Origin of the sequence: Streptomyces sp. NPDC102360 (assembly GCF_044766085.1) — a bacterium.
Taxonomy (GTDB): Bacteria; Actinomycetota; Actinomycetes; order Streptomycetales; family Streptomycetaceae; genus Streptomyces.
In genome coordinates this window covers 363,827-382,891 of the sequence record NZ_JBIWLG010000003.1, presented here as the reverse complement: position 1 = coordinate 382,891, position 19,065 = coordinate 363,827, and the positions used below count along the sequence as shown (strand labels likewise).

Sequence of the window (19,065 nt, the reverse complement as noted above, 5' to 3'; positions counted from 1 at the left end):
GGCTGTCCTGCCTTTCGGGGAAGGGAAGTTGACCGATGGTGTGTGCTTGGTGATCAGCCACCGCGTGCCGCCACCAGCGCGCCGCGGTTCACCTTGGTCGCCGCGCTACGCGGCATGACGTCGACGAACTCGGTCGTCTTGGGCAGCTTGTACGCGGCAAGGCGAGCGCGTGCGTATGCGACGACGTCCTCGTGGGAGGGTGGCGCGGCCGGGTCCGAGGGTTCGATCAGCGCGTGCACCCGGCGGCCCCACTCGGGGTCGCGCAGGCCGATGACCACGACGTCGGCGATGGCCGGGTGGTCGATGAGGGCCGCCTCGACCTCGGCGGGGAAGACGTTCGCGCCGCCGCTGATGATGATGTCGACCCGGCGGTCGAGGAGGTAGAGATAGCCGTCGGCGTCCAGGTGTCCGACGTCCCCGGCCGTCTGGAAGCCGTCGGGTGTCGTCTTCAGGGACGGGGCGTCGCCCAGGTACTCGTAGCCGTGGTAGCTGGGGGAGCGCAGGTAGATGTCGCCGGTCTCGCCGACGGGTACCTCCTTGCCCCCGGGGTCGAGGATGCGCAGTTCGGTGGCGCGCAGCGGGCGGCCGACGCTGCCCTCGTGCGCCATCCACTCGTCGGCGCGCAGCGCGGTGATCCCGAGGCCCTCGGTCATGCCGTACGCCATGACGATGCGCTCGGCGCCGATCAGGCCCGCCCAGCGGTGTACGAGGGCCGGAGGCATGGGGGCGGCGCCCTGGAGGATCCATTCCAGGCTGCTGAGATCGCGCGCGTCGACACCGGGCAGGTCCGCGATGCGTTGCAGCATGGTGGGGGTGGCCGTGAAGGTCGTCACCCGGTGGTCCTCGATCGCCGACACCACACGGGCGGCGTCGAACTTCTCCATCACCACCAAGCGGTCACCGTCGAACAGGCCGAACAGCGTGGTGAATCCGTTGGCGTGGTACATCGGCGCGAGTACGAGGATCGTCTGCGGGCGCGGCACCGGGGTCCAGGACTGCATGAGCGGGGTGCTGAACGCGGGGGCGTGCAGGGCCGGACGCGCTGTGAGGATGACCTTGGGGGTACCCGTCGAGCCACTGCTGCAAATGCCGTGCGCGTAGGGAGATATCACGTCGAACGGCAGGGTGGGCACATGCGCGTGCGCCGTCGCGTCGATCCACGGCAGGTCCTCGGCGCCCAGGTGGACGGCCGCCCGCACCACCTCGCGCAACCGGTCCGACTCCCACTCGGGCAGATCCCAGCGCACCGGCACGGGCACCGCGCCCAGCTTCCACGCGGCGAAGACACCGAGTACGAGCTGGGGTGAATTGCGCAGGGCCAGCGAGAGGCGGTCGCCCTCGCGGAGGCCGCGTGCCGCCAGCGCGCCGGCCAGCTGGTCCGAGAGGCGGTCCAACTTCCGCCAGGAGTAGGCGGATTCGGTGCCGTCCGCGGCGACATGGTGCAGCACCTCGGCGCCCGTGCACGATGCCGCCAGCTTTCTGATCAACAGGGCGATGCTCGTTCCGCGTTCCATGGTCGTACTCCTCCAGATGAGCCGACGGGACGTTCGGGTGCCGGGTGCCGGGTGTCAGACGCCGAGCAGGCCGAAGCTGTCGTGCCACGCGACGGCCTGCGCGAGCCGCCCCGTGTGCCGTTCGGTGATCGGCCGCTCGACGGCCCGCGTGATGCCCCACAGGAAGAACCCGTAGGGCAGCTGCGCCCGGTACGCCCACCACGCCTCGTCGCGGCCGGGTGGTGTGCCGCCGTGCGCGGCGAGCCGGTCGAGGTAGTGGTCGAGCAACTCCCGCTCGCTGCGGGCGCGTTCGTCGGGGTCGAGGACGGCGGCGAGGTGGTACCCGACGTCGAGTGCCCACACTCCGTACTGCACCACCTGCCAGTCGATGAGTCCGGGCGAACCGTCGGCCGTCGCGTAGACGTTGCCGGTGTGTACGTCGCCGTGGACGAGGCAGCGCGGGTGCGCGGGCGACAGCTCGGCGAGTGCGTTCACCGCGGCGAGCAGCCGGTCGGCGCGGCGCACACCGGCCGGGACGTCAGGGGCCCGGCCGTCGTCGAGCTGGGCCTGCAGGCGCTCGGGGCCCATGTAGCCGGTGAGCCGGGCCAGCCGGGGCGGGAAGGCGGCGGCGAGGTCCACCTTCTGCCCGGCGCCGTCCCACGTCGCCGCGTGCAGCGCCGCCAACTGGTCGAGCGTGCCCGCCGCCTGGTCCCGGCCGAAGCCCATCAGGGGGTCACCGAACCGGTGGCCCGTGGCCACCAGGTCGTGCATCAGGAGCAGCGGATGCCCGGTCTCCTCGTCCACCTCGGCGTGCACGCACGGCGGCGTGCGCACGGGCAGCGATCCGGCGAGCAGCCGGTAGAAGTCGACCTCGGCGCGCGATGTGCCGCGCTGCCGGGTGGCGGGGTTGAAGTAGGCCTTCACGCACAGGGCCCGCGGGGCGCCTTCGGGCGCGGCCCCGTTCGCGTACGAGACGTCGAAGCGCACCTTGGTGGCCACCGTCTCGATCCGCTCGGTCACCTCCGTCGCGGTGACCGTGACGCCGGAGTGCCGCTGCCGCAGCACGGCGGTGAGCCAGGCCGGAGAGAGGGCTGTGTCGAGGTCGTGCGGCGCGGGGCCGCCGGGAACGCTCGTGACGGTCATGACGCCTCCACGGTTCCGGTGTCGCGCCCTGCTGCCGGCCAACCCAGCAAGCGGCACGAACGCTCGATGAACGGGTTCGGCCGCCCGGCCGCGGGCAGCTTCATGGAGCGCCGTGTGTGCAGCGCCAGCAGGCCCGCCTTGAGCCCGGCGAACACCTCGTGCCAGTGCAGATGCTCCACCGGACGGCCCGTCAACTCCCGCCACAGGTCGAGGGTTTCCTGTCTCGTGCCGAGTCCGTCGAGGCGTGCGATGCCCTGCTCGACGCTGTGGATGTCGTCGAAGAGCAGCCACCAGCCGAGGTCGGCCATCGGCCCGGCGAGCGAGGCCTGTTCCCAGTCCATGACGCCGATGACTTCGTAGTCGTCGCCGAACATCATGTTTCCGATGCGAGCGTCTCCCCACGAAAGGCCAGGAGTTGACGTCGCCGGACGAGTGGCCGTCACCCAGGCGAAGAGCTCGCGCACGGTGTCGGGAATCTCGTCCTCCAGCGCCCAGTCCGCGAACCGGCGCCAGTACACGAGCTGTTGCTCGTCCCCGGGTGCGCCCTCGCCGGGGTCGTGGAGGAAGGCGACGTCCTCGGTGGGTGCGCGGTGGATGGCGGCGAGCTGCCGTACGGCGCCCTCCCACAGCGTGCGGCGCTCGCCGGATGTCGCCCCGGTCAGCCAGCCCGTCTCGTTGTACACGGGCATGCTCACCGGAACCCGGCCCCGCATCCGGCGCATGACATAGAACGGCCGGCCGAGCAGCGCGGGATCCTCCTCGTACCAGAGTGCTTCGGGCACCCGGACCGTGCCGAGGCGGCGCAGCGCGGTCAGCATCTCGTACTGGAGCCGGAACCTCGGATCGAGGAACATCTGGTGCTCGGGAGCGGGAGCCACGCGCAGGACGAGTTCATGCACACGCCCTTCCGCGTGGGCGTCGAAGAGGATCGTCTCGTTGGAGACACCGGCGCCCAGGGGGTACACCAGGTTCGCGAGACGTACGTCCAGTGCGGTGCCCGCGCCCAGCCGGACGGCCAGCCACGGGCGCAGGGCTTCCGCGGCCGCGTCGAGATCACGGCCCTTGGCGAAGACCGGAGCCTCGCTCATGCTTCCCCCGTCCCTTCGGTCGGCGGTCCGCCGAACGCGGCCAGGCAGAACTCCCACAGCCGGCCGGCGACGTCCTCGACCGGCTCGTGCGCGGTGGCGAACGCGTAGTGGTGGTAGGCGGACGTGACCAGCTTCATCGCGAACCACGCGTCCTGCGCCGGATCCCTCGGCCGCAGCAGCCCCAGGGCCGCCGCTTCCCGCAACTCGCGTTCGACAAGGTCACCGAAGGGCTGAGCGGCGCGCGCCATCTCGTCCGGGAACAGCTGGTGCAGCCGCCAGTGCTCGGCGGTGATGAACCGCGGGCCCGTGCGCTCCCGCCCGCCGCCGAGCCCGTCGAGGATGTGGGAGATGTAGAACCGCAGACGGCCGACCGGGTCGGGAAGCTCGCGCGCCGCGGCCCGCATGCGCGCGGCCTGGACGGCGATGATCTCCTCGACGAGGGCGAGCAGGATGTGGTCCTTGCTCGGGAAGTGCCGGTAGATCGTCTGGAGGGCGACGCCGGACTCGCGGGTCAACTCCTGTGTCGTGAAGGCGCTTCCCTTCTCCGAGGCGAGCCGGTGCGCGGCCCGCGTGATCGCCTGCGCCTGCTGGACGCTGCGCGCCCGCGACCGCTGTACGGAGGGGGAGCGGTCGGCCGCGTGGTCGGCCCAGGTGGTGGGGTTCGGATTCGACATGTGACGGTTCCTCGTCCTACGTGTCCGTGGTGGGTGTCAGCACGACGACCGGGATGAGGCGTTCGGTCCGGGCCTGGTAGGTGTCGTAGTTGGGCCAGTAGTCGTTGACGGCCCGCCACAGGCGCTCCCGCTCGGCGCCCGCGGTGACACCGCGCCCGACGACCGGGATGTGCTCGCCCTTGACCTGGATCTCCGCTCGCGGGTGGGCGAGAAGGTTCAGATACCAGGACGGATGCTTCGGCGCCCCGCCGGTCGAGGCGACCACCAGGTAGTCGTCCCCGTGGCGTCCGAAGATCAGCGCCTTGGTGCGGGGCTCGGCGGACCTGCGGCCCGTGGTGGTGAGCAGCAGGACGGGGACGCCGTTCCACTCGTAGCCGACCTCGCCGTCGGTCTCCCGGTAGCGGTCCACGTGTTCGGCGCCGACGAGCGCCAAGTCCGGTTTCTGGTACGCGGGTTCACTCACTGCCGTTCCCTTCCGTCGAGGGCTCGAAGACCACCGGGATCTCCGTGGCGCCCCGCTCGTAAAGACCGATGAAGCGCGGCGGCGCCGCGTCCGGATCGAGGCGCAGCCCGGGCAGCCGGTCGAGCAGTGCTCCGATTCCGACCCGCATCTCGGCGCGCGCCACATGCATCCCGAGGCACACATGCGCGCCGCCGCCGAACGCGAACGACGGGCGCAACCTGCGCGTGATGTCGAACTCGTCGGGCCGCTCCCAGCGCGCCGGATCGCGGTTGGCCGCGCCGATGCACAGGTGCAGGACGGAGCCCTCCGGGAGGTGTACGCCGTGCAGATCGGTGTCGCGTGTGACGTACCGGGAGAACATCGGGTCGGTCGGCGTCCAGCGCAGCGCCTCCTCGATGGCGGGCCGCAGCAGGTCACGGTCCTCGCGCACGGCCGCAAGGACCTCGGGGCGCTGGAGCAGCGCGGTGAGCGTGATGCCCATCTGCTTCCACGTGGTACCAGAGCCGGCCGTGAGCAGAAGGACCGCGAAGGAGTAGATCTCGGCATCGGAAAGGCGGTGCGCGACACCGTCCTCGTCGGTCATCTCCGCCTCGACCAGTACGCTGATGAGGTCGTCCTGCGGGTGGGTACGGCGGGCCGCGACGACCGGCGCGAGGATCTCGACGATGGCCTGCGGATCGCGCAGCGCGGCCCGGATGTCCAGGGCCCGTTCGACCGGGACACCGAAGCTGCCGGTGATCGTGAGCACGGGAATGGCCGCGCAGAAGTCCACGTTGAGCTCCGCGCGGCCGTCGTCGGCGAAGGAGTCGACGAGGAGGTGAACCGTCTGCTCGATCCAGTTGCGGATCCACCACTGCGCCCTGCCGGGCACGAACGACGGCTGCACCAGGGCGCGGTACCGGCGGTGCTGCGGGCCGCCCATCGACAACATGCTGTTCTGCGCGGCGAGTTCACCGGTACGCGGGTCGATGGGTGTCGGTGCGGCGGCGAAGACGTCCGCGTTGCGATACGCCTCGTCGCAGGCCGCGTAGCTGAACGCCGAGAAGTGCGGGCGGTCCGGGTACGGCAGGCCCTGGAAGTGCGCGGGCCCGTCGTAGCCGGTGAGTTCGTGCACGGTTCCGGGGTGGACGGGGGCCTCGGCGCGCAGCCGGTGCCAGGCCGGGTAGGGGTCGTCGTGGTAGCCGCCGCCGACCTGTGCGAGGTAGGCGCCGCGCAGGTCGAACAGTTCACGGACCCGGTCGCGGTCGAGGTTCGCGGGCGTGGTCATGGCGTCACCTCGCCACGTATCCGCCGTCGACCGGCAGGACGACGCCCGTGAGGTTGGCGGCCCGGTCGGAGACCAGGAAGAGGGCGGCCTCGGCGCAGTCCTCGGCCGTGATGGCCCGCCCCAGCGGATGGCTCGCCGCGACCCGCCGCACCGTCTGCTCCAGCGCGTCCGCGTCCGAGGTGCCGAGCCCGCCCGTCGGCATGAAGTTGGTCAGCGGCATCCCGGCCGGGCCGATGGCGTTGGCGCGGATCCCGAAGGGGGCACCTTCGATCGCGACCGCCCGCGTGAGCTGGTGCACGGCCCCCTTGGTGGCCCCGTAGACCGAGCCGCCCCAGGCCACGAGTCCCGCGACGGAACCGGTGTTGAGGATGGCTCCGCCGCCGCCCTGCCGCTTGAACTGGAGGACCGCCTGCTTGCAGCCGTGGAACACCCCGGCGAAGTTGACGCCGACCAGGCGCTGGAAGTCCTCGGCCGTGTGGTCCTCAAGTTGCGCGCCCAGCCGGGGTGTTGGGATGCCCGCGTTGTTGAAGACGATGTCGAGCCGGCCGAAGCGCTCGACAGCCGCCACGACGGCGGTCACCACGTCCTCCTCACGGGACACGTCGCAAGCGACCGCCGCGGCGGTGCCGCCGGCCTTCTCGATCACACGCACCGTCTCCTTCGCGGCGTCGGCGCGGATGTCCGCGCACACCACGCGGGCGCCCTCCTGCGCGAACCGCAGCGCGGACGCGGCGCCGACGCCGGACCCGGCGCCCGTGACGATGGCCGTTCGTCCTTCGAGCAGCATGTACGTCACCGCCCTTCCTGATCGCTGTGTGCAAGCCGCAACGCCTGCGTGGGGCATCCCTCGACCGCCGTCCGGACCGCGTCCAGCGGCTCGGGCGGCCCGACGACGACCGCCTTCGCCTCCTCGTCGTGGGTGAAGGTGTCGGGGGCGTAGACGACACAGATGCCGGTGCCGAGACACCGCTCCCGGTCGACGACCACCCGCGGTCCTGACACGTCAGGCCTTCGCTGCCGCGAGAACGGGCGGCTTCGCCGGGGTGAAGCGGTAGAGGCGCTCCGCGTTGCCGCGCTGGATCTTGTACTGCCGCTCGGGCGACAGGTGGGCGACGCGGCGCTTGACGAGGTCGATGCAGTTCGGCCACGTCGAGTCGGAGTGCGGATAGTCCGTCTCGCACATGATGTTGTCCTCGCCGATCACGTCGATGCTGGCGATGCCGTGCACGTCGTCGATGAAGCAGCCGTGGACGTGCTCACGGAACGTGGCGCGGATGTCGAGGGTGTCCAGGTCGACGGCGTCGCTGCCCGCGTGGTCGTTGAAGCGGACACCGCGCTTGATCCAGTGCCGCTGCGTGTCGAGGACCTGCTCGGCGCGCTCCAGGAAGTACGGCATCCAGCCGATCTCGCCCTCCGACAGCGCGATCTTCAGGTTGGGGTAGCGCTGGAACATGCCGCTGAACAGCCACGACAGCATGGCCCCCGAGGTGCGCGTGGCACCCCAGGCGAGGTTGGCGAGGAACGGGGCGTCGGGCGCGATCTGCGGCACGGTGGAGGACGAGCCGACGTGCATCGACACGACCATCCCCAGGTCGTTGGCCGCGGCCATCACCGGGTCCCAGTAGCGGCCCTTGTCGTGGATGGTGGGAAGGCCGAGCGGCGCCGGGTTCTCCGAGAACGCGAACGTGGTGGCGCCCTTGGCGGCGCAGCGCTCCAGCTCCTTCGCGGCGAGCGCCGGGTCCCACAGCGGGATGAGGACGAGCGGGATGTAGCGGCCGGGCGCGGCGGCACACCACTCCTCCAGCATCCAGTCGTTATAGGCCTTGAGGCAGACGAGCCCGAACTCGCGGTCGCCGGCCTCCATGAACAGCTGCCCGCAGAAGCGCGTGACCGTGGGGAAGCACAGCGAGGCGAGGATCCCGGCCTGGTTCATGTCCTCGATGCGGGCCTTCGGGTCGTAGCAGCCGGGCCGCATCTCGCTGTACGGGAGCGGCTCGGGGCTGAACTCCTCCTTCGATTTGCCGACCACCGCGCTCAGTCCTGAGCTCGGGAACCGCTTGCCGTCGTAGACCCAGTAGTCCAGGCCGTTGTCGTCCGTCTCCATGTGCGGCGCACGGTCGCGGTCGGCCTTCGGGACGCGGTCCACCCACAGGTGGGGCGGTTCGAGGATGTGGTCGTCGACGGAGATCAGCCAGTCGAGCGAGCGGTCTGCCGTGACATCGGGGGCGGTGCGGTCTGTGGACACGGTTGCTCCTTCAACTCGGTGCGTGCTCAGTGGAGTTCGCCGATTGCCAGGTGCTTGACTTCCTGGAACGCGCGGATGCCGTCGATCCCGCGCTCGCGGCCGAGGCCGCTCTGCTTGTAGCCGCCGCCGGGGGCGTAGGCGCTGAAGACGGCGGTGTTGACGTTGACCGCCCCGGTGCGCAGCCGGCGGGCCACGGCGGTCGCGGCGGCGGTGTCGGCGCCGTAGACCTGGCCCGACAGGCCGTAGGGGCTGTCGTTGGCGATCCGTACGGCGTCGTCGAGGTCGCGGTAGCCGAGGACCGCGAGGACCGGGCCGAAGATCTCTTCCTGGGCGGCGGGGTTGTCGCCCCCGGGCAGGTCGAGGACGGTCGGCTCGAAGTAGTGTCCTGGTGGCAGACCTTCGGGGCGGCGTCCGCCGCTGACCACGGTGCCGCCGTGCTGGGTGGCGAGCGCCACGAACCGTTCGCAGCGCGCCAGTTGGGCCGCGCTGATGACAGGCCCGAGCGTGGTCTTCGGGTCCGTCGGATCGCCGACGACGAGCCGCGCGTACGCCGCGCTCACGGCCTCCAGGACTTCGTCCTTCCTCTCCTGCGGTACGAGCATTCGCGTGGCGGCGACACACGCCTGGCCCGCGGTGGCCGCCACGACGGCGACCGCTCCGGCCGCCGCCCGGCCCACCGCGTCGTCGAGGTAGATCTGCGCCGACTTGCCGCCCAGTTCGAGGGCGACACGCTTCACGGTGGGTGCGGCCTGCGCGAGGATGCGGCGGCCCACGGCCGTGGACCCGGTGAACGACACCATGTCGACGGCCGGGTGGCCCGTCAGCAGCTCGGCGCCGTCCGCGCCGCCCTCCACCACCACACTCAGCACACCCGGCGGCAGTCCCACCGCGTCCGCCGCCGCGCCGAACACCAACGACGACAGCGGGGTCAGCGGGCTGGGCCGCAGGATCACGGAGTTGCCCGCCATCAGCGCCGGGACGAGCTTCTGCAACGCCATCACGATCGCCCCGTTGTACGGCGTGATCGCCACGACGACGCCCACCGGCTCGTGCCGCTCCACACTGAGCGCGACCCGGCCGCGGACCAGCTCGTCGACGGGCACGGGCGTCGCCGACTCGTGCGGCATCCGCAGGTACAGGTCGATCGCGCCACGTGCCACCGCCAACCCGCCCCGCAACTGGGCGCGTTCGGCGAACGCGGGCGGCTGTCCGGCCTCGGCGACCATCGTGGCGACCAGCGCGTCCCGCGAGGCCTCGACGTGATCGAGGAAGGCGTACAGGACGCGGGCCCGCTCGGCGGCCGGGATGTCGGCCCACACACCGCGCTCGAAGCTCTCTCGCGCCTCGACGGCCGCGCGCTCGATCTCGGGCAGCGGTGTCACCGACACATCGGTCACGTGCGAGGCGTCGGCCGGGTTCTCGACGGCCAGCCGCTCCTCGCCGTCGACCCACTTCCCGGCGACGTACGAGCGCCGCTGCTCGATGATGTCGTGCACGGTTCCGCCTCTCTCGCGCCGTGAACCGGCGCGGCGAACAAGGGAGTTGGTGGAGCTACCAGGGAAGTGCGCTGTACACGACCGCGCCCCCGTAATGGGGTGACGAGTGGCAGGCGAGCCCGAACGTGGCCTGCGCCCGCTGGCGCGGACCGGCCCGCCCCGCCAACTGCAGGTAGCACTCCAACATTTGAGGCACCCCGTGCATGCGCCCGTTGCCGAGCGCGCCGCCGCCGCTGAGTACGGGGAGGCCGCCCGGTGTGTCGCTGTCGATGCCGCCGTCCAGGACGAAGCGGTGTGCCTCGCCGGGCGGGCAGTAGCCCAGGGCCTCCAGCCAGAAGTACACGAACGGCGAGAACCCGTCGTACAGCTGCGGAACGTCGATGTCGGCGGGCTTCACGCCCGCGTGCTCCCACAGCCGCCGTGCCGTGCCCGCGCCCCCGGCCATGATGTCGTCGAGCGGCCAGTGGAGGGGAAGGCGGCGTGGTCCCGGAGCGCTGCCCGCGTATCCGGCGACGTACACCGGCCGGTGCGGCAGGTCGCGGGCCCGCTCGGCGGACGTGAGGACGAAGGCCGCGACTCCGTCGACCGGGATGTCGCAGTCGTAGCGGCAGATCGGGTCGTTGACCATCGGGGCGGTGAGGTACTCCTCGGCGCTGAGTGGCCGTCCGTGCCAGTACGACCAGGGGATCCGCGCCCCGTTCTTGCGTGCCTCGACGAGGACCGCGGCCATCGCCTCACGGCCCGCCCCGTACCGCTGGAGGTACTCGTTGTACGCGAGCCCGATCATCGGCAGCGGCCCGAAGAAGCCCTGCGGTGCCGTCCACTGCTGTGCTCCGCCGAACTCCCGCTGTGCGGTGCCGTGATACGAGGCACGCGGATTGTGCAGGGCACGGTGGACGAGGACGTGGTCGGCGGCGCCGCTCGCCACCGCGTTGACCGCCATCGCCACGGAACCGGGAATCTGCCCGATGCCCTGGAACCCGGCGACGTAGGACGGCCGGGCGCCGAGGTGCTCGGCGAGCCACGCCGGTGTGACCGTGCTGACACCGTCCTCGGCGGCGTGTCCCCCGGAGGTCGGGAACAGCGCGGAGCCGACGAACCCGTCGACGTCATGCGAGGTGAGTCCCGCGTCGGCGATCGCGGCGCGGGCCGTCTCGACCGCGAGGGTGCCCAGCGGCCGCTCGGCATGCCGCCGTACGGCACTGTGCCCGTACCCGACGATCGCGACCTGCCCACCGGCGGCGAACCTCCCGCTCACGACGCCACCTCGCCGAGCGCGAACGCGGTTACGCAGACACCGGGTTCGACATCCTCGAAGCCGACCCTTACGCGATCGCCCACACGCAAGGGGGCATCGGGCCCGTCCAGCAGTCGCCCGATCATCCGCAGTCCGGACTGCACCTCAAGCTCGACATCCACCAGCACGAACGGCACTTCATCCGCCAAGCCCGGCAGCGCCGACTGCCGCACCACGGTCCAGGACCGCACCGTGCCCCGGCCGCTCACCTGCTCGTACGAGAAGTCGGGATCGGTCGCGCGACAGTGCGGACACGTCGGGCCGGGCGGCAGGGCGAAGGCCGTACACCGGCCGCAGCGAGCGAGAACGAGGGTGTGTCGCGCGGTCGCCTCCCAGTACGGGGCGGACTGCGCGTCCGGTACGGGCACGGGACGTGGGGCGCTCATGTGATCGCCCCCGCGTCCCTCAACTCGGCGATCTCCGCCCAGCCGTAGCCGAGTTCGAGGAGCACGGACTCGGTGTGCTCGCCGTGCTCGGGAGCCCGCCGCAGCGCAGGCGGCCGCTCGTCGAACTGCACGGGAACGGTCGGCATCGCATACGAGCCACCGTCCTCCAGCTCGACCTCGCCGAGGTAGTCATTGGCGACGACCTGCGGATCGGTCAGCAGCTCCTCGACGGCCTGAACCGGCGCCCACGGCGCGTCGATCCCCTCAAGGAGACCCTTCCACTCCTCGAACGTCCGCCGCGCGAACTCGGCCTCCAGCTCGGCGACACACGCCTCCCGGTTCTCGCCGCGCGCCCGCAGATCGATGAAGCGCGGGTCGTCGGCGAGCTCGTGGCGCCCGATGAGCGCACAGAACTCCCGCCAGTACCGGTCCCCTTGGAGGAACACCAGCTGGATGTGGCGCCCGTCCTTGGTCCGGTACGCCCCTACGAGTGGGTTCACGGAACCACCGCGCCCCGACACACCGCGCGGCTCTCCGCCCGCGAGCGCCGACAGCACATCGGACGACAGCGTCCACATCGCGGTGGCCAGCAGCGAGACATCCACCACGGAGCCCTCACCGGTGCGTTCGCGCTTCAGCAGCGCGCCTGCCACGCCGAACGCGAGCGCCATGGCGCCGTTGCGGTCGCCCATCGCCCCGCGCTGACTGATCGGGTACTCCCGCTCCGGCGGCGTGAGTACATGGGCCATCCCGCCCTGTGCCCAGAACGCGGACGAGTCGTACCCGGCCCGGTCGGCATGCGGGCCGCGGACGCCGTAGCCGTGGCCCCGCGCGTACACGAGCCGGGGGAAGCGGCGCGCGAGTTCCTCGGCGCCGAGCCCGAGCCGGTCGAGGGCGCCGGGCCGCAGATTGGTGAGGAACACGTCGGCTGTGGTGAGGAGTTGGTCGAGCAGCGCCCGCCCCTCCTCGCGGCGCAGGTCGAGGGCGACGGACCGCTTGCCGCGGTTGGCGAGCGCCACAGACAGGTTCACACCGCCGCCGTCGGTTCCGATGCGCTGGGTCGCGAGCCCCCGGTACGGGTCGCCCTCGGGCCGCTCGATGCGGATGACGTCCGCGCCCCAGTCGGCCAGCAGGGCGCCGGCCACCGGCACGAACACCCACTGGGCGAGCTCGACCACCCGTACGCCGTCGAACGCTTCGCTCCCCATCGAGCACCTCCCGCTCGCCGCGGTCCGAGTCGACCCGGCGTTGCCACGGTAGAGGCACACTGTTCAATTTGGGAAGTGGCGTTCTCGCATAAATAGAGTTGCGCTCTTTTTCAGCTCACGTGGGCCGCGTACTCCTCCCGACAGGTCATGACGGCTCCTTCGCCAGTAGGGGACGGGCGAACCGTGTGATGACGTCGAGGGCCCGCGCCGACGCCGGGAGGTCGAGGAAGACGCTCGGCCATGCGTGCGGTACTCCGGGAACGTACGAGGCGGACGTCGGCACTCCGGCGCGGGCGAGCGCCGAGGCGAATGCCACGGAGTCGTCGAGCAGGATTTCGTCCGTGCTCGCGCACAGCAGCGTGGGAGGGAACCCGGAGAGGTCGCCGAGGAGCGGGGAGGCCAGGGGATCGTCCGCAGGATGACCCTGAAGGTACTGGTCCGCGGCCTGCCGGGCCGCTTCGTGGGAGAACAGCTGGTCCGTGGCGGCCCGCGAGCGGTAACTCCCCGCCGTACAGCGCAGATCGAGCCACGCCGACAGCAGTACGAGCCCGCTCGGGACCGGCACGCCGGACCGCGCGCACGCCACCGCGAGCGCCGCCCCGAGCCCGCCACCCGCCGAGTCGCCCAGCACGACGGGCGGGACGCCGGAACCGGCCAGCAGCCGCTCGTACACCTGCGCCGCGTCGTGCGGCGCGGCGGGGAAGGGGTGCTCGGGCGCCAGCCGGTAGTCAGCGGCCACCACACGGGCGCCCGTAGCGATGGCGAGCCGCGCGGCGAATGCCGTGGACAGTGCCATGGACCCCATCCGGTAGCCACCGCCGTGGAAGTACAGCACGGTGCCGCGCGGCTGGGACGGAGTACACACCACGCCGGGCACGTCCCCGTACCGCATGTCGCGGATGTCCACACCGGGGAGCGCCGGCCGGGGCGGGGAGCCCATCGACTCGTGCATCGTTCGCTTCCATGAAGGATTCTTCGGCAAGGCGAAATCCCGTACAGGTGAGGTACGTTGGCGGCTGCCCGCCCCGATCCGCGGAGGAGGACGTGATGGCGCGACCGGCCCCCGCAGCCGCGAAGGCGCTGAAGATCATCGACCTGCTGGTGTCGCATCGCGGTGAACAGTTCACGATCTCCGACATCGCCCGGCGCACCGGGAGCAGCCTCGGTTCCGCGCACGCGGTCCTCGCGGTCCTGGAGGAGTCCGGCTATCTGGCCCGGCACCCGGCCCGGCGGACCTACGGGCTCGGCCCCGCCCTGGTGAGCGCGGGCATGGCCGCCCTTGAGCAGCATCCGGCGATCCGGGTCGCCGCCGAGCGCATCGGGCCCCTCGCCGCCGAACTCGAGGCCGACGTGGTGGTGAGCGCGGGCACCCCCACCGAGATCGTGTCCGTCGCCGTGGGCGGGACGGGTTCCCGGTACGGGCCCGGCTTCCGGGAGGGCGAGCGGGTGCCGCTCACGCCGCCGCTGGGCCTCGTGTTCATGGCGTGGGCGCCTCCCGCGGAGGTGGAGTCGTGGCTGAAGCGCGCCCCCGAGGCGGTGGACCGCGACCGGGTCGAGCTGGCGCTGACGACGGTGCGCGAGCGCGGCTACGCGCTCGGCCTGGCCACGTCGGCCCACCGGGCCCTGAAGGGCACCAGGGCCGAGGACCGGCCGGCGACGGACCGGGACGTGTGGACCTGGACGGCCTCCTTCGACGACGACTACGACCTGCCGTCCGTCGACCCGGAGGGGGAGTACGACCTCGGGATGGCGTCGGCACCGGTCTTCGACGCCGACGGGCGGGTGCTCGTCGCCATCACGGCGTCCGGATTCTCGCCGGGCCTCAGCGGCAGGGAGACCGTGCGTGTCGCGGAGTGTGTGCGGGCGTGCGCGACCGTGGTGACGAAGCAGACTCGTGGGCGGTTTCCCGGCTAGCGCCCCGCGCGATGGTTCCTGTCAGGCGCCGCCGAAGAGGGCCTCGTAGTCGACTCGGTGGCCCCGCCGCTCCAGCTCAGGGATGACGCGGGTGCCGAGGAGTTCGAGGCTGCGCATGACCTTCTCGTGCGGCAGCGAACCGAACTGCGTGTAGCACAACAGCTGGTCGACACCGGCCTGTTCGTACCTGAGGATCTTCTCCAGGCACTCCTCGGGCGTCCCCACGATGATCATGTCCTGCTCCGTGTACTCCGCGAGGTCGATCTCGCCGCGCATGGTGGGCCGCAGCAGCGGGAACGCCTTCTCCTTCTCCTCCTCCGGCAGATGTGCCAGCTCCCATTCGAGGGTGAACTCGGCGAGGTTCTGGTACCACCACTTCACCGAGTCCCACAGCCCGTAGCGTGCGGCCTCCTCGGGGTCGTCCGTGCAGTGCACCAGGGTGTAGGCGCCGACCCGGTCGTTGACGGCCCGGGGCAGCGGCTCGACGCACTCGGCCTGGCCGGCCCGGTACACGGCGATCTGCTCGGCCATCTTCTCCACCGGCTGCATCAGCGCGAACGACAGCAGGCCGAGGCCCAGCTTCCCGGCGTTGTGGGCGGACTGGGAGCTGGCTGCGGCCAGCCATGCCGGGGGATGCGGGTCCTGGAAGGGGCGTGGGGTGATGAAGCGCTCGGGGAAGTCGATGGTCTCGGACTTCCACTTCAGCTTCTCTTGCGTCCACGCGGCGATGACGAACTCGAAGGCCTCGCGCCACATGTCGCGGGAGCGGTCGTCGGCCGGGACGTTGAACGCGAGTTGTTCGTTGGGTGTCGAGCGGCCCGATCCCCACTCCACGCGGCCGCCGCTGAGCACGTCGACGGTGGCGACCTTCTCGGCGACGCGCACGGGATGCTGGAATCCGGAGGGGAGGAGGACCACGCCGAAGCCGAGCCGGATGTTCTCGGTGGCCTGGGACAGCGCGCCGAGGATGGTTTCGTTGGACGGAGACGCGGAACGGCCCTTGCGGAAGTGGTGCTCGACCACCCACGCGGTCTGGAAGCCGAGCCGGTCGGCGAACTTGATCTCTTCGAGCGCCTCGGCGTATGTCTGCTGCTCGGCGCGCTTCTGCCCGAGCGGGAACGGCTCGGCCGAGGGGCCGATCTTCGGCTGGAACTCGTAGAGCAGATCGAGCTTCATCGAATCTCTCCTTCGCGAATACGCCTCCGGCCTCGACGGGGAACGCCGCTGGGCCACCTGTGTATTTCGCAATAGCGAAACCGTCTTCGCTTTCGCCATGAGTGTGTGACCGCACGCATCAACTGTCAAGAAGAGAAGGCCTGTTGGTGGCGCACGGTGACGATCGGGTCAGTCCAACGCCCGCTCCAGCACGGCCCGGTGCCCGCGCACCCACTCGTACGCCCCGCGCACGTCGTCGACCGCGCCGGAGTCGCGCAGGCGCGCCATCGCGGCATCGCCCCTGTCGGCCCCGGCCTGGATGCCACGCCAGCACCGGTCCTGCCACCACAGCACCGCCGCCACGAGTCCGCGCCGCTCGTCCAGCCCGTAGGTATCGGCGATCAGCCGCATGCGCCGGGCCGCGTCGTCCACGTCGGTCGTCGAGGGGCCGAGCCCGAGGTACTGCCAGCACACATGCGCCACGTCATGGACCCGCATCCCCGGCGCCGCAAGATCCCAGTCGATGAACGCCACCGGCCTCAGGGCGCCGTCGACCGGCCGGTAGACGGTGTTCTTGGGTGACAGGTCGTTATGGCACACGACCTCCTCGGCGCCGGCCAACTCGGTACCGGCCGTGAGGTCGTGGAACTCGCGCGTCAGCCGGGCCAGCGCGACCAGGCTCCCGTCCGAGGAGACGGACGCCGGCTGCCGGGCCTCCCACGCGACATGGCCCTCCAGGAAGCCGAGGACGTCACGGCCCTCGTCGTCGGAGCCGTGATACGGGGGAGCGCCGCTCCAGCCTCGTACTTCGAACCATCTCAGCAGGTCACGTGTGAACTCCGAGGACGCGGGTCGATGCACCGTGTCCCCGATGCGTACCACGGCGTTGATGGAGCCTCCGGGCAAGGGGGATTCGGTCATCGCCCCAGCATGCCCGCACGGGCAGGGGTCGTATCAGCTGCCGGTCCCCACCAGCCCGCCCAGGCAGAAGTCCCAGACCTCCTTGGAGGTGACGGGGGTCGACTTGCTGCCTGTCGGGACGCCGGGGGTCTGGGCCGTGAACATGGCCGTCTGCATCACGAGCGCGGCGACCCGGCGCGGCTTGGCGGCACGGGCGTCGCCCGACTCGACGGCCTGCTCGACGAGTTCGGTGAACACGTCGAGCAACGGTACGTGCGCGGTGGCCACTTGGGCGGGGTGGGTGGCGAGCAGCTGCATCGCGAAGTCGGTGAACAGGGGGCTCTGCTGGTTCGGGCGTGGCTGCGAGCTCTTGTAGAGCAGGTCCACCGCGACCCGCAGCCGCTCCAGCGGCTTCTTCTTGGCGGCGGTCGCCGTGCGAATCTCGTCCGCGGACCGCGACAGGGCGTCCTCGAAGAGCGCGAGCAGCAGCTCGTGCTTGCCGTCGAAGTGCTGGTAGAAGCTGCGCAGCGACTGCTTCGAGCGCTCGACGACCTCCTGCACGGTGAAGTCGGTGGTGCCCTTCTCGCCCATCAGCTCCTGGGCGGCATCCAGGAAACGCTGAATGCGCTCCTCGGCACGGAGCTTGGCGGCACGGGTGGACCGCTCGACGGCGCGTTGGCGCCAGGCGGGCGGAGCGGGTTCGGCGGGGACGGCGTTCATGGCAGAACGATACTCCGCCTCTGTGAAAAGCGTGTGGCATCGCCCTACCGAATCGTCCACCGCACGAATGCTGGGCAAGATTCTCCTGTCCGGAACGTTGCTTCGCCTCAACAGAGAATGTAGTTTCCGCCGCAATCGAGGTACGCCCCCTGGGGAGGACCGTTGCGAAGGCTACTCATCGGCGTGGTCACCGTGCTCGCGGTGCTGCTCGCCGGATGTTCCACCCGCTCGGACTCGAAGAACGCCGGTACCGAGGACAAGGAGCCCGCCAAGGCGAGTGCCTCGGCCGCGGCCGCAGGCGGCGCCGACTTCGGGACACTCAAGGACGTGTGCGGGAAGGGCGAGACGAAGGGCGGCAGCGCGCAGGGCGTCACCGCCAAGGAGATCAAGACCGGTGTCTTCACCGACGTCGGCTTCAACAAGACCCCCGACTTCGTCGACGCCGCCAAGGTGTTCACCTCTTGGTGCAACGACAACGGCGGGATCAACGGCCGCAAGCTCACACCCGTCACCCACGACGCGAAGCTCCTCGAAGTGCGCCAGCGCATGCAGCAGGCCTGCAAGGAGGACTTCGTCCTGGCCGGCGGAGCCGCCGCGCTCGACGGGCTCGGCGTCAAGGACCGCCTGAAGTGCCTGCTCCCCAACTTCGCCGCCCAGTCGAGCCTGGCACCCGCCATCGGCTCCGACCTGCAGGTGGTGGGCTCGGGACCGTATGCCGACTACTTCCAGTACGCCGGCCTCTACAAGTGGCTGATCACCGAGAAGTACCCGTCGTCCGCCAAGAACGTCGGCATCATCTCCGGGGACAGCCCGGTCACCAAGATGATGACCGCGCAGTTCAAGGAGTCCATCGCCCAGCTCGGCGGCAAGGTCTCCTACACCGAGCTGTACCCGGCGACCGGCGTATCGGACTGGACGCCGTACGCCCAGTCCATCAAGAACAAGAAGGTCAAGGGCCTCGTCTTCCTCGGCGACTTCAGCTCGCTCGCCAAGCTGGAGCAGTCCCTCACCAGCCTCGGCTACGCACCCGACTGGATCGACTCCAACAGCAACTCCTACGGCGACCCCTTCCTGAAGCTCGCCGGGTCGGCCCTGAAGACCCAGCACAACTACGCCGAACTGTTCGCCACGGCGCCCCTGGAGACATCGTCACCCACCACGGACAAGATCAAGCAGCTGTACGCCAAGTACGCCCCCGACGCGAAGGTCAGCTACCTGTCGCTGCGCGCCTTCTCCTCCTGGCTGCTGTTCGCCACTTCGGCCCGCGACTGCGCCGAACTGACGCGGACGTGCGTCTACGAGAACGCCACGAAGAACACCGGCTGGACGGCCGGCGGCATCCAGGCCCCGTTCGACCTGTCCAAGCTCCAGACGCCCGACAAGTGCTACTCCATCGTCGAGGCGACCTCCAAGGGCTGGAAGCCGGCCGACTTCAAGCCGGACAAGGGCCCCTACCGCTGTGACGCGCCTGCCGTGAAGTACCGGGGCAAGTACGTCGAGCCCGCCACCCTCGCCGACGTCGGCAAGTCGATGTCCGACGTGAAGTGACCGACGCCGGCGCCCGCTGATCGCGGGTTCCCGCCCTCTCCCGCAGCGCGCCCACCGTACGTAGGGTG

At 70.8% G+C, this 19,065-nt stretch carries 19 protein-coding genes; 2 read left to right on the top strand and 17 right to left on the bottom strand.

Translation table 11 applies throughout. From position 1 onward, the window contains the following. Nucleotides 1-53 precede the first annotated feature (53 nt). From ACIRHA_RS16080 to ACIRHA_RS16015, 14 genes are all read right to left on the bottom strand, one after another. The gene (locus ACIRHA_RS16080; RefSeq protein WP_403845384.1) at nucleotides 54-1,514 is read right to left on the bottom strand and encodes a class I adenylate-forming enzyme family protein; all 1,461 of its coding nucleotides are present in this window, start codon (nucleotides 1,512-1,514) and stop codon (nucleotides 54-56) included. 54 nt (nucleotides 1,515-1,568) lie between these two features. Next, nucleotides 1,569-2,636, bottom strand: a complete 1,068-nt coding sequence (locus tag ACIRHA_RS16075; protein WP_403845381.1) for a phosphotransferase family protein — start codon at nucleotides 2,634-2,636, stop codon at nucleotides 1,569-1,571. Further along, nucleotides 2,633-3,724 (bottom strand): phosphotransferase family protein, encoded by a 1,092-nt coding sequence (locus ACIRHA_RS16070; RefSeq protein ID WP_403845378.1) that lies wholly within the window; start codon nucleotides 3,722-3,724, stop codon nucleotides 2,633-2,635. Before ACIRHA_RS16070 ends, ACIRHA_RS16075 begins: the two co-directional genes overlap by 4 nt. After that, on the bottom strand, nucleotides 3,721-4,398 hold the full coding sequence (locus ACIRHA_RS16065; protein ID WP_403845375.1) for a TetR/AcrR family transcriptional regulator: 678 nt from the start codon (nucleotides 4,396-4,398) through the stop codon (nucleotides 3,721-3,723). The genes ACIRHA_RS16070 and ACIRHA_RS16065 overlap by 4 nt, the downstream gene beginning before the upstream one ends. Nucleotides 4,399-4,414: 16 nt before the next feature. After that, a complete protein-coding gene (locus ACIRHA_RS16060) occupies nucleotides 4,415-4,861 on the bottom strand; it encodes a nitroreductase family deazaflavin-dependent oxidoreductase (protein ID WP_403845372.1) in 447 nt (148 codons plus the stop codon). Then, nucleotides 4,854-6,128 (bottom strand): cytochrome P450, encoded by a 1,275-nt coding sequence (locus ACIRHA_RS16055; RefSeq protein ID WP_403845369.1) that lies wholly within the window; start codon nucleotides 6,126-6,128, stop codon nucleotides 4,854-4,856. The genes ACIRHA_RS16060 and ACIRHA_RS16055 overlap by 8 nt, the downstream gene beginning before the upstream one ends. 4 nt (nucleotides 6,129-6,132) lie before the next feature. After that, nucleotides 6,133-6,915, bottom strand: a complete 783-nt coding sequence (locus tag ACIRHA_RS16050; protein ID WP_403846478.1) for an SDR family NAD(P)-dependent oxidoreductase — start codon at nucleotides 6,913-6,915, stop codon at nucleotides 6,133-6,135. A 5-nt stretch (nucleotides 6,916-6,920) separates the two neighbouring features. Continuing rightward, on the bottom strand, nucleotides 6,921-7,130 hold the full coding sequence (locus ACIRHA_RS16045; protein ID WP_403845366.1) for a ferredoxin: 210 nt from the start codon (nucleotides 7,128-7,130) through the stop codon (nucleotides 6,921-6,923). 1 nt (nucleotide 7,131) lies between these two features. After that, the gene (locus tag ACIRHA_RS16040) at nucleotides 7,132-8,373 is read right to left on the bottom strand and encodes an amidohydrolase family protein (protein ID WP_403845364.1); all 1,242 of its coding nucleotides are present in this window, start codon (nucleotides 8,371-8,373) and stop codon (nucleotides 7,132-7,134) included. A 26-nt stretch (nucleotides 8,374-8,399) separates the two neighbouring features. Next, nucleotides 8,400-9,869, bottom strand: a complete 1,470-nt coding sequence (locus ACIRHA_RS16035) for an aldehyde dehydrogenase family protein (protein WP_403845361.1) — start codon at nucleotides 9,867-9,869, stop codon at nucleotides 8,400-8,402. 55 nt (nucleotides 9,870-9,924) lie between these two features. Then, complete coding sequence (locus ACIRHA_RS16030; RefSeq protein WP_403845359.1) at nucleotides 9,925-11,127, bottom strand: thiolase family protein; 1,203 nt, start codon at nucleotides 11,125-11,127, stop codon at nucleotides 9,925-9,927. After that, on the bottom strand, nucleotides 11,124-11,552 hold the full coding sequence (locus ACIRHA_RS16025; protein WP_403845356.1) for a Zn-ribbon domain-containing OB-fold protein: 429 nt from the start codon (nucleotides 11,550-11,552) through the stop codon (nucleotides 11,124-11,126). The genes ACIRHA_RS16030 and ACIRHA_RS16025 overlap by 4 nt, the downstream gene beginning before the upstream one ends. Continuing rightward, nucleotides 11,549-12,760 carry a CaiB/BaiF CoA transferase family protein gene (locus tag ACIRHA_RS16020; protein WP_403845353.1) on the bottom strand — a complete coding sequence of 404 codons (1,212 nt, stop codon included), beginning with the start codon at nucleotides 12,758-12,760 and terminating at the stop codon, nucleotides 11,549-11,551. Before ACIRHA_RS16020 ends, ACIRHA_RS16025 begins: the two co-directional genes overlap by 4 nt. 145 nt (nucleotides 12,761-12,905) lie before the next feature. Next, nucleotides 12,906-13,712, bottom strand: a complete 807-nt coding sequence (locus tag ACIRHA_RS16015; protein ID WP_403845350.1) for an alpha/beta hydrolase fold domain-containing protein — start codon at nucleotides 13,710-13,712, stop codon at nucleotides 12,906-12,908. 95 nt (nucleotides 13,713-13,807) lie between these two features. On the opposite strand from ACIRHA_RS16015, the gene ACIRHA_RS16010 reads away from it, so the two are divergent. Further along, on the top strand, nucleotides 13,808-14,674 hold the full coding sequence (locus ACIRHA_RS16010; RefSeq protein WP_403845347.1) for an IclR family transcriptional regulator: 867 nt from the start codon (nucleotides 13,808-13,810) through the stop codon (nucleotides 14,672-14,674). Between the two features lie 21 nt (nucleotides 14,675-14,695). On the opposite strand, the gene ACIRHA_RS16005 is transcribed toward ACIRHA_RS16010, so the two are convergent. The 3 genes from ACIRHA_RS16005 to ACIRHA_RS15995 form a co-directional block, all read right to left on the bottom strand. Continuing rightward, the gene (locus ACIRHA_RS16005; protein ID WP_403845344.1) at nucleotides 14,696-15,850 is read right to left on the bottom strand and encodes an LLM class flavin-dependent oxidoreductase; all 1,155 of its coding nucleotides are present in this window, start codon (nucleotides 15,848-15,850) and stop codon (nucleotides 14,696-14,698) included. 168 nt (nucleotides 15,851-16,018) lie between these two features. Continuing rightward, nucleotides 16,019-16,750 carry a phosphotransferase family protein gene (locus tag ACIRHA_RS16000; protein WP_403845341.1) on the bottom strand — a complete coding sequence of 244 codons (732 nt, stop codon included), beginning with the start codon at nucleotides 16,748-16,750 and terminating at the stop codon, nucleotides 16,019-16,021. A gap of 33 nt (nucleotides 16,751-16,783) precedes the next feature. After that, nucleotides 16,784-17,449: a TetR/AcrR family transcriptional regulator gene (locus ACIRHA_RS15995; protein ID WP_403845339.1), complete on the bottom strand. Its 666-nt coding sequence runs from the start codon at nucleotides 17,447-17,449 to the stop codon at nucleotides 16,784-16,786. A gap of 162 nt (nucleotides 17,450-17,611) precedes the next feature. On the opposite strand from ACIRHA_RS15995, the gene ACIRHA_RS15990 reads away from it, so the two are divergent. Then, entirely contained in the window at nucleotides 17,612-18,997 is a 1,386-nt protein-coding gene (locus ACIRHA_RS15990; RefSeq protein WP_403845337.1) for an ABC transporter substrate-binding protein, read from the top strand. Nucleotides 18,998-19,065: the final 68 nt, after the last annotated feature.

Bases quoted from the DNA above. Each gene is read 5' to 3' on its own strand.
- ACIRHA_RS16080 (WP_403845384.1), bottom strand. From the start codon at position 1,514: ATGGAACGCGGAACGAGCATCGCCCTGTTGATCAGAAAGCTGGCGGCA.
- ACIRHA_RS16075 (WP_403845381.1), bottom strand. From the start codon at position 2,636: ATGACCGTCACGAGCGTTCCCGGCGGCCCCGCGCCGCACGACCTCGAC.
- ACIRHA_RS16070 (WP_403845378.1), bottom strand. From the start codon at position 3,724: ATGAGCGAGGCTCCGGTCTTCGCCAAGGGCCGTGATCTCGACGCGGCC.
- ACIRHA_RS16065 (WP_403845375.1), bottom strand. From the start codon at position 4,398: ATGTCGAATCCGAACCCCACCACCTGGGCCGACCACGCGGCCGACCGC.
- ACIRHA_RS16055 (WP_403845369.1), bottom strand. From the start codon at position 6,128: ATGACCACGCCCGCGAACCTCGACCGCGACCGGGTCCGTGAACTGTTC.
- ACIRHA_RS16050 (WP_403846478.1), bottom strand. From the start codon at position 6,915: ATGCTGCTCGAAGGACGAACGGCCATCGTCACGGGCGCCGGGTCCGGC.
- ACIRHA_RS16025 (WP_403845356.1), bottom strand. From the start codon at position 11,552: ATGAGCGCCCCACGTCCCGTGCCCGTACCGGACGCGCAGTCCGCCCCG.
- ACIRHA_RS16020 (WP_403845353.1), bottom strand. From the start codon at position 12,760: ATGGGGAGCGAAGCGTTCGACGGCGTACGGGTGGTCGAGCTCGCCCAG.
- ACIRHA_RS16015 (WP_403845350.1), bottom strand. From the start codon at position 13,712: ATGCACGAGTCGATGGGCTCCCCGCCCCGGCCGGCGCTCCCCGGTGTG.
- ACIRHA_RS16010 (WP_403845347.1), top strand. From the start codon at position 13,808: ATGGCGCGACCGGCCCCCGCAGCCGCGAAGGCGCTGAAGATCATCGAC.
- ACIRHA_RS16005 (WP_403845344.1), bottom strand. From the start codon at position 15,850: ATGAAGCTCGATCTGCTCTACGAGTTCCAGCCGAAGATCGGCCCCTCG.
- ACIRHA_RS16000 (WP_403845341.1), bottom strand. From the start codon at position 16,750: ATGACCGAATCCCCCTTGCCCGGAGGCTCCATCAACGCCGTGGTACGC.
- ACIRHA_RS15995 (WP_403845339.1), bottom strand. From the start codon at position 17,449: ATGAACGCCGTCCCCGCCGAACCCGCTCCGCCCGCCTGGCGCCAACGC.